The organism is Pedobacter sp. 10L46_2, assembly GCF_056395165.1.
This window is the reverse complement of sequence record NZ_JBFTIZ010000086.1, coordinates 1-14,033: the sequence shown is the minus strand read 5'-3', so window position 1 is coordinate 14,033 and position 14,033 is coordinate 1. Positions and strand designations below refer to the sequence as shown.

The 14,033-nt window shown below is 40.7% G+C and carries 9 protein-coding genes and 1 pseudogene; 8 read left to right on the top strand and 2 right to left on the bottom strand.

The features are described 5' to 3' along the window. The 7 genes from AC1DDX_RS11650 to AC1DDX_RS11620 form a co-directional block, all read left to right on the top strand. The coding region (locus tag AC1DDX_RS11650) for a hypothetical protein (RefSeq protein WP_477622062.1) at positions 1–263 on the top strand (263 nt) is incomplete at its 5' end. Between the two features lie 25 nt (positions 264–288). Further along, a complete protein-coding gene (locus tag AC1DDX_RS11645; protein WP_337716738.1) occupies positions 289–2,148 on the top strand; it encodes a RagB/SusD family nutrient uptake outer membrane protein in 1,860 nt (619 codons plus the stop codon). A 162-nt stretch (positions 2,149–2,310) separates the two neighbouring features. Further along, positions 2,311–4,587, top strand: a complete 2,277-nt coding sequence (locus AC1DDX_RS11640; protein WP_337716740.1) for a hypothetical protein — start codon at positions 2,311–2,313, stop codon at positions 4,585–4,587. A gap of 438 nt (positions 4,588–5,025) precedes the next feature. Further along, positions 5,026–8,073 carry a SusC/RagA family TonB-linked outer membrane protein gene (locus tag AC1DDX_RS11635; protein WP_337716743.1) on the top strand — a complete coding sequence of 1,016 codons (3,048 nt, stop codon included), beginning with the start codon at positions 5,026–5,028 and terminating at the stop codon, positions 8,071–8,073. A gap of 15 nt (positions 8,074–8,088) precedes the next feature. After that, the gene (locus AC1DDX_RS11630; RefSeq protein WP_337716745.1) at positions 8,089–9,696 is read left to right on the top strand and encodes a SusD/RagB family nutrient-binding outer membrane lipoprotein; all 1,608 of its coding nucleotides are present in this window, start codon (positions 8,089–8,091) and stop codon (positions 9,694–9,696) included. Positions 9,697–9,829: 133 nt separating this feature from the next. Further along, positions 9,830–10,915, top strand: coding sequence for a DUF2235 domain-containing protein (locus AC1DDX_RS11625; RefSeq protein WP_052334029.1), 1,086 nt, complete (start codon positions 9,830–9,832; stop codon positions 10,913–10,915). A 144-nt stretch (positions 10,916–11,059) separates the two neighbouring features. Continuing rightward, positions 11,060–12,562: an alpha-L-fucosidase gene (locus AC1DDX_RS11620; protein ID WP_337716747.1), complete on the top strand. Its 1,503-nt coding sequence runs from the start codon at positions 11,060–11,062 to the stop codon at positions 12,560–12,562. Positions 12,563–12,586: 24 nt separating this feature from the next. Here AC1DDX_RS11620 and AC1DDX_RS11615 read toward each other — a convergent pair whose 3' ends face one another. Then, entirely contained in the window at positions 12,587–13,174 is a 588-nt protein-coding gene (locus AC1DDX_RS11615) for a Crp/Fnr family transcriptional regulator (RefSeq protein ID WP_048903228.1), read from the bottom strand. Between the two features lie 148 nt (positions 13,175–13,322). On the opposite strand from AC1DDX_RS11615, the gene AC1DDX_RS11610 reads away from it, so the two are divergent. Continuing rightward, positions 13,323–13,811 carry a hypothetical protein gene (locus AC1DDX_RS11610; protein ID WP_337716749.1) on the top strand — a complete coding sequence of 163 codons (489 nt, stop codon included), beginning with the start codon at positions 13,323–13,325 and terminating at the stop codon, positions 13,809–13,811. Positions 13,812–13,838: 27 nt separating this feature from the next. On the opposite strand, the pseudogene AC1DDX_RS11605 reads toward AC1DDX_RS11610, so the two are convergent. Next, positions 13,839–14,033: pseudogene (locus AC1DDX_RS11605) on the bottom strand (hypothetical protein); the annotation flags it as partial.

Sequence of the window (14,033 nt, the reverse complement as noted above, 5' to 3'; positions counted from 1 at the left end):
ATGTAAGATCGGTTAATACAAGTGGAAGTAATTTTTGGCTGGCTGATGCAAGTTTTCTACGCCTAAAGTTTTTGAATGTTGCCTATAATGTTCCGAACAGATTGTATAAGAAATATTTAAACAATGTTCGTTTCTATGCATCAGGATCTAACCTTTTTGTGATCAGTAAATTCAATAAAAAATTCTATGATCCGGAAATGAATGGCGGCACGGCGTTCCCTATTGTTAAATCATTCAATGCCGGTGTTAGTGTAACGTTTTAAATTTTAACATTAAAAGGAAATCAAAATGAAGTATCTAAATAAAAATAAATTTATCCTTTATGTGGCCCTAATTGTGTTCGGCTCGTCTTGTAAAAAAGGATTGGACTATGAAAACACAGGTGCCATAAATCCACAGAATGTATGGACCGATTCCGTCTTAATTAAGGCTTATTTGAACGACGTGTACGGTGGACTTATGCCTAGATGGCCACTTGGTAGCGGAGCCAACGCTGACGAGGGTATCAACGCATCGGGGGGAAACTTAGGTAATTTCCAACAAGGTATAGTCGATGTGGCAGTAAATTTCACTAGTCTGGATTATACTTATATCGACAAAACCAATTATTTTATGGATCAATTGGCAAATGTATCGGAATCGGTGTTAAGTCCAAGTACCAAAAACAGGTTGATAGGCGAGGCCAAATTTTGGCGGGCCTGGACTTATTGGGGAATGGTAAGTTCAGTTGGGGGTGTACCATTGATCTTGCACACTCAGAATGGTAACGACCCAAACTCCTTGAAAGTAGCACGCAGCAAAACGTCGGAATGTGTCACACAAATCATTAAAGATCTGGATGAAGCTGCTCCCGTTTTGCCACCCAATTATACCGGGGCTGACTACGGCAGAATTAACCGCGCTGCCGCACTTGGTTTTAAAGCCAGGGTACTTTTATGGTATGCAAGCCCATTATTTAACCCCACAAACGATCAGAATAGATGGGTAAATGCTTACAATGCGGCTAAAGCTGCAGTGGAGGCTGCAGATGATGCAGGTTTTGGCCTGTTTGAAAACTACAAGTTGATTTGGTATTCGAGGAATAAAGAGCAAATTATGACCAGGCAGTACTACTACCCGGACAGTTACATGAACTTTAACTCCATAAGACCACTTCCATTTACAAATGGAGATACCAATACGGATCAGCCAATACTGCCACTATTGATTGCTTATCCAAAACGGGATGGCAGCCCTATGCAGTTTGATAAAAACCAATTGTCTAATCCAGCTTATAATCAACAGTTTTTAACAGACTTTTATACCAACCGTGATGATCGTTTTTACGCAACTATTTGGTGCGGCGGTACAGTATACCCTACACCCGATGTAAATACGATTGGCATGACAAGCCCAAGATCACATTCTTACTGGCAGGCCTGGACCTGGAAAGCAGCAGCAACACCGAGTACGGTAGTTCCGGCAAGAGATAATTCTTTATTCTCTGGTATTTCTCCACTTGTCCAAAATGGCGATGAAAACGGGGTGTCAGGATTTTTCCAGCGTAAAGGTTTAGACACGCTTTTAGACAGAAATGCCTTAGTGGGTGTAGCTGCTGGTGCTAAAAGTTGGTTTTCGCCAATGCGCTATGCCGAACTGCTCTTAAATCTTGCTGAATGTGCCAATGAAACAGGTCGTACTAATGAGGCATTAACTGCTTTGTATGCTATTCGCCAACGTGCAGGCATCTCTCCTGGTGGAGGCCAGAAGTATGGTATTACTGTGGCTGGGCAGGCCGATGTCCGTACTACGATCATGAATGAGCGTCAGGTGGAGCTTGCCTTTGAAGGATTTAGATTTAGTGATTTAAGAAGATGGAAACGTTACGATATCCTGAACACGCAATCTACCAGAAGGGGTTTATTCCTGATGCTAAATAAAGGTCAGGCGTTGCCCGGGAATACCGATAATATTATGACCGCTTCAGTAAGATCTAAATTTTCTGCCGTTATTGTAGAAAGCCTTGATAAAACGGCTTCGACTAATCAGACTTACAAGTTGAGTTTGAATCACTGGTTTAATTCTTTAAATCCTGCGCAGATTTCTATTGAACCTGATCAATTGCCGCAAAACAAAGAGTGGGGTGGTTCTTTTGATCCCTTACAGTAGTTTTTTAAACAGTTAATCCACTTAAAAATGGAGATTAGCGCTCCAGTCGTGGTCGGAAGAAATTCTGGCCATGATTTTATATTTTATGTAAAGAATAAGTCAACTTTAGTAAAATAGTAGAATTTAGATATAAAAACACACAACTGAAATAACACATCCATTATGAAACTAAACTTCATAAAATTCGTAATTGCCTTTTTTGTTGCGACAATTCCAATATCGGTTTTTGCGCAATACAATTTTAATACCGATTATTTTAAAATCCAGATCAATAACAAAGGCTTGATCACCAGTATGAAAAACATTACGGTGAAGCCTAATCGCGAATTTAGTCCTTCAGATAAGCCATCGCCGGTGATGAGTTTATATGATAGTAAAAAGAATGTTTACTACCAGCCCACCAGTGCAACCTATACTCAGACCAGCCAGACAATGGTACTTAAGTATCCAAATGGTTCTGTTGCCAAAATTAGTATTGTACCTAAAAAGAAATATTTTAAACTTACGTTGCAATCACTCTCACCACGTAATGGAATTGATGTGATCCAGTGGGGAAACTACCATACCAATATTACCAATCTAATGGGTGAAATTATTGGCGTTGCGCGCGACACCAGCAAAACGGTTAACTATGCAATTGGCATGCTTGCCCTGAACGACAAAACCCTTAGCGGGCTAGCCGAAACTATTGGTGATGCAGCTCCTTTTCAATATATAATACATACACCAGACGCCAAGCGCTTTCCTTTACCTAAAGATCTACACGAAGGACAGATTTTTACACTAGGAGGAGATGGTATTAGTGATGTAGCTTTTTATGCGCACAAAGAACCTTGGTATAGAATTATGTATGGTAATGCAGCCTTGGTAGACAAAAAAGGCCAAATATCTATTGCTTATCAATCAAGAGACAGGTCTGTTGAAAGAGAAATCAATTTTTCACTTATGCCGCTTATGGCCGCCAATAAACCAAACCATATACAGGTGCAACCACTGCCGATAGATTATGTCGGATCATCTGTCGCGTTATGGGGAAGTCCGGATAGCACAGCTTTGTTGGATGTGATTCAAAAAATTGTCTTGGCGGAAAAGCTCCCTCATCCAACTATTAACGGCAAATGGATAAAAGATCCAGCAGCTTTTGTTCCTGATGCCCTTACCAGTGGTAATTTAAATGATAGCATTATCTCTTATACTTCAAGATTGGGTTTTAAAACAATCAGTTTATATGATCAGGGCTTTCTGAAAGCTGATCGCGGTAACAATGGATATATTGACGGAAAGAATTTTGAGAAAAAACCAATAAAATTAACAAGCGGGAATGTTTCGCATAAGGAATTTTCGGATATGGCCGCTAAACATGGTATTACCATAGGCAGAACTCCTATTACAAATTCTTTAGCTCCAGGTACGCTGGATGCTAGTCCAACGCCCAGCGATAGTTTGTGTTATCAGCAAAAGCGCTTACTTGTAAAAAGTATCAGTGCAACTGACACGGTCATTCTTGTTGACGATCCAACGCATCTTGATGAGATTGCCAGTTGGGAGGGTCATTGTGCCGACTTAAATATGATAAAAATTGGTAAAGAACTTATCCATTATATTGGAGTTTCGAAGGATAAACCTTACCGACTTTTAAATGTAAAGAGAGGATACTGGAAGACCACTCCATCAAATCACGCTAACAGAGATACCATTTATAAACTTCAGGTCACGGTTAATTATGGTTACGATGGGCTTATCCCGAATATGCAATTGCAAGACAAAATTGCAGAGCACTTTGCAGAGATTTGTAAGATCAATGGCCTTGCTTATTACGATTTCGATGGACAAGAGTTTTTGTTTAATAATGGACACGGTTACTATTCGACCAAACGCTTCTTTGGAAAAATGTTTGAAAAGGCAAAGCAATTAGGCGTTCCATATATCCGTTTCACAGGCGCTACTTTATCTGAAGGATCCTGGCATTATCAAAGCATTTGGAATGTTGGTGGCGGAAAGAATTTGTACGATGCTGAAACCCGCGAATGGGGCAGCACAACCAGTCAGGGAAAAGACCTTCGTGACGTAACCTATGCTAACTATTTCCCTGTGGGAATGGGCGGTAATTTCCCTATCAATCCCAAATCTAAAGTTGAAGAATATGAACATATACAAGCCATTTCAGTAGGGGTTGGCACAACATACAGTTTAAAAATAAATCAAAAGGATGTTGAAGGCTGTCCTCAAAAAGACGCCATTTTTAAAGCGATAAGAACATGGGAAGATGCGAGAGCGGCCAATGCTTTTCCGATATGGGTAAAAAATCAGCTGTCGGATCCTGCGCTATCATTTCACTTGGAAAGTGTTGATGCCAATAATTGGAATTTATACAAGACTAAAAGAGATGGCTCGAACAAAAAAATGTTTGTAAAGCTAAAAAGAGCTGCAGGGTATTAGTAATCTTGTCGCGGCTCTTTCGATAATTTTTTTGGGAAAATGGTCAATAATCCACCCAGGATTAAGAAATGGCTATCAACATTATTAACCTGGTTAATAATGTTGATAGCCATTTTTTTTTGCGCAATCCGTCAGATATTTTCTGCGGCATACGTATATAATGAAAGAATTTGTCTAGGCTACCATTGATAAAGCTAAGAAAAGAACTTGTAGAGATAAAAATGCAGGTATTTGMGGTTTTTTGCAATGAATAAAGTACATGGATACTTGAAATAGTTTGTTTTTAGCTATTTTTATTAAAATTATTATGGATATTTACTATAAGGATTACTATTATGCAGGTTAATGCGTGTTATGTAAGTTCCTACCAGGCAAAACCAACCAATAAGCATTACAATCGTTAACTAACAGTTTAAATTTTACTAAAATTGGCATTTTATGAAAAGAAAACTACTCTTGTTATTTCTGTGTATAGGATTGTGTATTACACATGTCGCCGCCCAGCAGATAACCGTATCAGGTAAAGTCACCTCGGCAAACGACAATAGCCCACTGCCCGGTGTTTCAGTAAAAATCAAAAACAAGTCCGGTGGATCCAGTACCGATGAATCGGGTAATTATTCCATCAGCGCACAAACCGGGGATGTACTGGTCTTTAGTTTTATTGGTACCATAAGCCAGGAAGTTCAGGTAACAGGAAACAAGGTGATCAATGTAAAGCTGGCTGAGGACAGCAGAATCTTAAATGAGGTTGCGGTTACGGCCTTTGGTGTAAAACAGGAAGTGAGGGGACTGGGCTTTTCTACCCAAAATGTTAAGGCCCAGGATATCGTAGATTCTCAGCAACCCAATATCGTAAATGCATTACAAGGCAAGGTTGCAGGTGTGCAGATCACCAATTCCAGCGGTGCTGCTGGTTCATCTGCCAACATCATGATCAGGGGAGGAAGTTCACTGAGCGGCAGTAACCAGCCCTTGTTTATTTTGGATGGTATTCCTGTAGATAACAGTACTCCCGTTTCTCAGGGTGGTTTGGTGGCTTCAGTGGCTCCAGCTTCAAACCGGGCAATAGACATCAATCCGGAAGATATTGAAACCATCACTGTTTTGAAAGGACCTGCGGCTGCGGCATTATATGGAATCAGGGCAGCTTCAGGAGCAATTGTTATTACCACTAAAAAAGGTTCGGGTGGAGCTGCAAGAATTGTGTATCAGAATAATTTTTCATTTGATCACATCAATAAACTTCCTGAACTTCAATCGCAGTTTAAACAAGGCGAGCAAGGTGCTGCCAATGTAACAGCATTGGGCTCCTGGGGACCAGCCTTTTCTTCAGGGGAACCTATCTATGATAACCTTGGTGCTATTTTTAAAAATGCCTTTGCACAAACACATGATGTTTCGGTAAGTGGCAGCACAGACAATTCCCATTATTATACTTCCGGATCTTTTTTAGAACAGGGATCGATTATTGACAATTCTACCTTTGGGAAAAAATCGTTCAGAATAAATGCAGATACCAAAGTTGGAGAAAAATTAACCGTCGGAGGAAGTGCTAATTATATCCGCACAGACAGGAAGTATCTTTCTCAAGGAAGCTTTAATGGCATTATGGGAGCGCTTTCCTGGCCTCGTAGTCTAGATATGAAAGATTACCTTAATACTGATGGCTCTCAGAAAATTATCAACTCTACGGGGACAGACAATCCTTACTGGACCATAAATAATAAACCTTTTACCAGTAAGGTGAACAGGATAATTGTACAAGGTAACCTGGATTATAATCCCGTTAGCTTTTTAAACTTTACCTATAGGATAGGTACAGACTATTATACTGAGAATTTTAAATCTGTAAGGATGCCGGGAACATTGGAACCCAATGTAATCAAAGGGTCTATTGCACAATCCGTAGCCAATAATCAGATCACTACGTCAACAGCTATTCTGACAGGTAAAAAGAAAATAGGAGCCGACATAAATCTTAGTCTTTCTGTAGGTAACAATATTGAAGTCAGCTCTCTGCAGACTTCTACCTCCAGTGCGCTTAATTTTATTGACCCTACATTTGCCAGTCTTAATAACACCAAGCCTTCTGATAGAACAACTTCAGAAGATTTGAGACGCAGAAGGATATTCAGCTGGTTTGGGGATTTTAATGTGGATTGGAAAGGGATCGCTTATGTGAATTTTAAGGGAAGGAATGACTGGTCGTCTACTTTGCCGGTAAAAGATCAATCGTTCTTTTACCCTTCGTTAAGTGGGGCATTGATTTTGACCGACCTGCTAAAAGAAATGGGAGCCAAATCTGATGACCGTATTTTTTCATACGGTAAAATAAGAGCTGCTTATTCTAATGTGGGTAAGGATGCTTCGCCATATTCACTTACCACCTCATTGGCTACCCTAACAAATGATTTCACTATTAATCCACGAGGGTTTATTATCAACTCTAATAATGCTTTTGGTAACCCGTTGCTGGTTCCTGAATTTACACGTGCCTTTGAAGTAGGGGCAGACCTGAGGTTCATTAAAAGCCGTTTAGGGCTAGATGTAACTTATTATTCAAGCAAGTCTGATAACCAGATTTTGCAGTTGCGTACGCCACCATCTTCAGGCTCTTTTTTAGCAACCCTAAACGGAGGGTCTATACGAAATAAGGGCATAGAGGTGATACTGAATGGAAGACCAATCGTGGGCAATGATTTTAAATGGTCAATAGACATCAACTTTGCGCACAATACCTCTGTTGTTAAGGCATTACCCGCAAAAATTGACAGGATTGAACTGTCTGATGCCTGGGCCGCTTCTAACGTAGCACAGGGAGCTGCTTTTTTAAACGGTAGTTTATTCGGTATAAATGGAAATATCTGGAAACGAAACGCACAGGGACAACTATTGCTGAACAATGCTGGTTATCCACAGGTTCAGACTGCCCTGGCTAATATTGGTGACAGAAATCCTGATTTTACAATGGGAATTACCAATACTTTCAATTATAAGGACTTTATGTTCTCGTTTATGGTCGATGTCCGTTCGGGCGGCCAGGTATTCAATGCAACAGAGAATGCTTTGGTAAGATCGGGCTTGAGCCTGAAAACCCTGGATAGAGGAACTAAGGTGTTTGAGGGAATTATTGAATCAACCGGCGCTCAGAATACAATTGCAGTTCCTTTAAACCAGAATTACTACCAGACCATTTACGCCAACCAGGGTTACGATTTTGTAGAAGATGGGAGCTGGGTAAGACTGAGATATGCTACACTTAGCTATAATATGCCCACAAAGTACCTTGGTAAATTAAAAATCAAAGGACTTTCATTTACCGTAACAGGTCGTAACCTATTATTGATTACAGATTATTCCGGTGTTGATCCGGAAGTTTCGGGTAGTGGTGCAGGAGTAGGGGGAACGGGTTCTTTTGGTTTTGATAATCTGGGTGTTCCAGCTACCAGAGGGTTTGATTTAGGTTTAAAATTAACATTGTAATAAGGAGGACTAATTATGAATACGATATATAAAAAAGGGCTGGTTTGTCTGGTTTTGGTCGCTGCCATTATAGCCCCTTCATGTAAGAAATTTCTGGATGTAAATACAGATCCGAATAACCCCACTAAGGTAACTGCAGCAAACAGACTGGTCGGTGCCATTACCACTTCTAATGGTGCCGCAATGTGGCGAGGAGGCAGAGAGATTGCCGGCTTAACCCAGTATGGTGTAACCAAACTTTTAACGGGAACCAACCTGAATGCAGAGACCTGGCGCTTTACCGCAAGCTATTTTGCCTGGCAAAATACGTATGTGTTTACGATGCCTAATTGTATCGATTTGATCAATCTGGGAGAAGAAGAGGGGAGCCCGTGTTTTGTTGGTGCCGGAAAAACTTTATTGGCGATGAACTTTGGCTTGCTTGCCGATCAGTATGGTGCCATTGTAATTGATGAATTTTATAATGGGAAGACTCAGCTTTCTTTGACACCTAAAATGCAGGATCAGCAAACCGTTTATCAACGGATAGATAAATTGCTGGATGAAGCCATTGTCGCATTTAATAATCCGACAAACAATACAACCTTAAATTCTGCAGCAGGGGACATCATATACCAGGGAAATGTAGATAAATGGAAACGTTTTGCCTGGGCACTTAAAGCCCGGTACCTAAACCATCTTTCTAAAAAAGGAGCGCTTTATAATTCCACAAAGATTATTGAAGCCTGCGGAAATGCGTTTAATGCTGATGGAATGGATGCCGAATTTCCATATCTGGCAGGTGCATTGCCGACCGATGAAAACCCATGGTACAGCTGGGGCGGATTTACCGTGCCGGTGGGCTCTACACCAAATGACAATAGCTATAATCCCAGATACTTCGCATGGAGCCAGTTTTTTGTGAATATGCTTACAACATTGCCTGTCACCAATGCTACTCTTCAGGATCCACGGATCAGCAAGATCATGCAGCCAGCCGTTTCCGACGGCCAGTACAGGGGTCTAAGATCTGGAGGCGGTTTGGTTGGAGGACAAGGTATTTTAGCTAATGGGCAGAATGGTGATGCGACAAAAAAGAACGGTAATGATTATGGGCTTTTTAGCAACAGCGGTTTCTATACCAAGCAAACTTCACCTTATCCCTTCATCACTTACTCTGAAGTGAAATTGATTGAATCGGAAGCTCGATTGAGATCGGGGGATATACCGGGGGCATTGGCTGCCTATGAGGAAGGTGTGAAATCTAACATGCGCAAGCTTGGAGTTACAGGTGCAGATATTAATACCTATTGGACGGCGCAGTTGGCTGACGGCTTGAATGCACATTTTGCGAACCTGACCCAAGGTTTAAGTCATATCATGAGACAGAAATACATTTCATTATGTTTAAATCCTGAAACGTGGGTAGATATGCGCAGATCCGATTTTAGCCAGGCCATATATGGACCTTCACTGGTTAGACCTTTAAACCTAAATACTGTTATATTTGATGCCAATAACCCAACCCAGTGGATTAGAGGGATGGTTTACGAAAGTAATGAACAGACCCGGAACCCTGATAATGTTGGAGATAATTCTGAAAAATATCGATTGCTCACACCACTTTGGTGGGATGCAAATTAATTACATAGCCTGCGCTCCCTAATTCAAAGGGCGCAGGCTATTTCATGATGCGAATAGTCATAAATAACTATTGCAGGTGTTGTGAGGGATTGCTATGTTACCTATGTTGAGTGTATTGATACTGGCTTAGGAAATGAACGAGGCAAAGAATAAGAGAATTGTGATCTGCTGCGACGGCACCTGGAACGAACCCGGCAAAACCGATAAAGGTTTCCGGGTAAAAACCAATGTGCAGAAGACTTTCGAGAGCATCTGTAATATTGGTAAAGACGGTGTAATGCAGCTCAAATATTATACCGACGGGGTGGGCACCTCGGGGAGTAAACTTCGGAGGCTGATTGATGGCGCAACGGGATTTGGACTGGATGAGAATATTCTGAATGCCTATAAGTTTCTGGTCTGGAACTATCTTCCGGGAGATGAGATATACTTTTTCGGTTTCAGTCGCGGTGCTTATACGGCAAGAAGCATTGCAGGCCTGATCCGAAATTGCGGGATCATCAGGAACGATGATCTGACTTTGGCCAAAACAGCATATACACATTACCGTAGCAGGAACGAAGGCTGGGCACCTAGCGGTAAGAAGGCAACGGACTTCAGAAAACAGAACAGCCACGAAACCAATATTAAATTCATTGGAGTTTGGGATACAGTGGGGTCGCTTGGCATCCCGTTTTCAATCTTTAACCTATATAACCATAGAAAATACCGTTTCCATGATACCGACCTTAGTTCGTATGTGGATAATGCTTTTCAGGCCCTGGCTATTGATGAACACCGGATGAGTTTTGAACCGGCCATATGGATTCAGCAGGGAAACTCACTTCAAAAAAATCCGGTACAGATACTTGAACAACGCTGGTTTCCGGGAGTACACTCCAATATAGGAGGGGGTTATCCTGATGCTGGAATAAGTGATATTGCCTTCAGATGGATGGTTAATCATGCAAAAAAGACAGGACTCGCCTTTGATGAAAATATGCTCTCCAGGATTATCCTTGAAGACCCTGAGAATGGGGTATTATATGACTCCCTGGGCTTTTGGTTTAAGTTGCTGCCGAAAGTGAGGCGGGAATTGAGCAGGCTGCCCCAATATTATCAGCGTGTGGACGCTTCTGCATTTTACCGCTGGCATAAAGATGCCGATTACAGACCGGAAAACCTGAATCGCGTGATTGACGAACTGAGCTGCGATGCCGCCGATAGTTATTGGTGCTGAACATCACATGGTTAGAATTTCAGCGGATAATTCATGAACTTAGCCATTTAGTCCATTTCTTATAACGTAAATCTCATTTAATTTAGTTTCTTTAATACTAAGCAATTAATATCAATCCTCTACGTCAGATACCATTCACACCATATGAAACTTATAAGAAAGCATATACTTACAACTCTTCTATTGGCTTGGGCATGTAATTGCTGTGTAGCTCAATTATTGGTTCCGGCTACAAAACCCAATTCAGCACAGCAGGCAATGATTAAAAGGGGCTATGGCATGTTTATCCACTTTGGTATTAATACATTTAACAATACGGAATGGTCTGACGGAACGTTGCCATTAGAGAGTTATAACCCTACAAATCTTGATCCTGATCAGTGGGTGCTCACTGCAAAAAAGGCAGGCTTTCGTTATGTATTGCTGGTCACTAAGCACCATGATGGATTCTGTTTATGGGATAGTAAATATACAGCTTATGATGTGGCGTCATCTCCGGTAAAAATGGATGTTGTAAAAGCAGTATCCGATGCCTGTAAGAAATATGGAATCAAGTTTGCAGTTTATTATTCATTGTGGGATAGGAAAGAACCTTCATATAAGGATAAGGACCCGCAAAAATACATTAACTACATGCTCAACCAGCTAACAGAATTGTTCACCAATTACGGAACAATTGGTGAGTTGTGGCTGGATGGGGGATGGGATAAAAAGCCATCAGACTGGGGTATTGATCAGATTTATAGCTTGGTGAAAAAATACAATCCTGATTGTGCAGTGAGTGTTAACCATACCATTGTAAATGAAGAAGGAAAACGAAATTACACGCCTCCAGCCAACATGACTGAGGATAATAAGTATTTCTTTCAGTACTTCCCTTCTGATTTTCGTTTATGGGATCCGGAATTAGCAGCCAAATCAGATAAGAAACAATACTTGCACGAAGGGAAATCGTATTACCTGCCTTTTGAACATACCATTTGTATCAGTAAACGATTGAATTGGTTTGAAAAATCAGAGCCATTACCAACCCGGGATTTAGATGAATTGGAGGAACTGTTTTACTGGAGTACAGACAATGACAATTGTCTTGTGATGAATGTTCCTCCGGATCAGACCGGACGCATACGTGAATATGTAGCTAATACTGCCATTGGACTGGGTAAACGACTTAATCTATCTTTGAATAAGCCCTTACCTAAAAATGGCAAATTCATTTCAATGAACAAGCCGGTTACAGCAAGTAGCGTTTGGGATGATAAAAACGGGCAATATGCAGGTAATGCTATAAACGACGGGAAAATGAATAGTCGTTGGGCAGCTAAAGATACTCTGGCTATAGTCGAAATGGAGTTAAATCCCTCAGAGTCGTTTAATAAGATCAGTATATTTGAATATCAGGATACAAAGAGATTACCTGATGGCTTTTCTCAGGTAAGAGTATCACGTATACAACAATATAGTATCGATATTATGCAAAATGGGCAATGGAGAACCGTCTACCTTTCCGACGAACCTATGGGAGATTGTAAGGTGATTAGATTGCCATTTAGTTATAATGCAAGCAAGTTGAGACTAAAAGTCCTAAGAGCAGCTGCTCCTCCCTCAATTTATGAATTGAGCGTGATCAATATGCCTGCAAAATAATATTTCTGCTCTTCTTATTAGAACTTATCTTTTTACCCGCTTTCTAATTCGACTCAACGAAGGATTAGTTATACCCAAAAAGGATGAGATATGATATGCAGGAATCCGCTCGATGATATTCGGATGTTCTTCCAATAACCTCAGGTATCGTTCTTCATGTGAGAAAAACATGAATTCCTCGGCGCGTGTTTGTGCATAAGCAAAAAACAATTCCGCCAGCAGCCTGCCGAATTTCAGCCAGTTGTTATTGGATTCATAGAGGCTGCTGAGATCTTTATAGGAAATAAAGACAATTTCAGAATCTTCCATAGCTTCTATGAAGTACCAGCAGGGATTTTGAGAGATAAAACTTCTAAAAGAAACAACGAACTGATTCTCAGAAAAAAAGAAAATATTTTTGTCCGCTTTCGCTTTTGGATCATGGTAATAAATACGGAAAATCCCTTTTATCACTAATCCAAGGTCATTGCAAACCATACTCTGCATATTAAAAAAATCACCTTTATTGATTTTTCGTGGTTTCCAGAATGCCTGACCCTCCTCAATGTCTTTATCTGTCAACGCGGCGAAATCCCGCAGATACTGTGCTATGATCTCGTTTTTTTTAGTCATGATAGTCTTATTAGTAGATGAAGCGTTTCACTGCTATTAATTCTAGCTGGGAAAACAACTCAAATTTAGGTAAATTACATTCCATCGTATTTTAACTTAAGTGAAAAAAACTCATTCTGCTTTTTCCGAAACTTGTAAAAAAAATAAAATGGGATTATCAAATTTAGGCATTTTTCATACCGTAGTCGGTATCATTGCCATCATCGCAGCATTAGCATCTTATGTAAAGCATGGAAAAATAAACCTCGCAAGCAAAAGTGGGAATACGTACTTGGTCGGAACCATAATTACATCCGTAACTGCTTTGGGCTTAAGTAAACATGGAGGATTCAATCCAGGGCACGTATTGTCACTACTTGTACTGGTTCTTGTGGTTGGCGCATTTGTTCTTCACCGGAGAAAAACAGGAAATAATAAAGCCCGGTATTTTGAACAATTTTTCCTTTCGTTCAGCTTTTTTCTCTCTATGATTCCTACAGTAAACGAAACACTTACCCGTGTTCCGTTAAGCGCGCCACTTGCAAATGGGCCTACTGACCCATTGATTGGTAAAACCTTACTGGTTATACTCATTTTGTTTATAGCGGGATCTATATACCAATATAGACAACAAAAGAAAATCAACAAAGGCGCTTAGTTTACAGCACTCTCATTGGGAAGCGGGTTAAAATGGCCTGAAATATGGCCGGCTTATTAGTGGCGAAAAAGCCCAGGGAACCGAAGAAAGTATGATCAAAAGCCCGGCGCTAAACCATAGCGCCATTGTTTGAAACTTTTCGGGATCTGTTAGTTTGCGTTTTGCCCTGGCCGATCCTATGGTGATTACAACAATTGCTATGACCATCATTAGGCTGTGCTC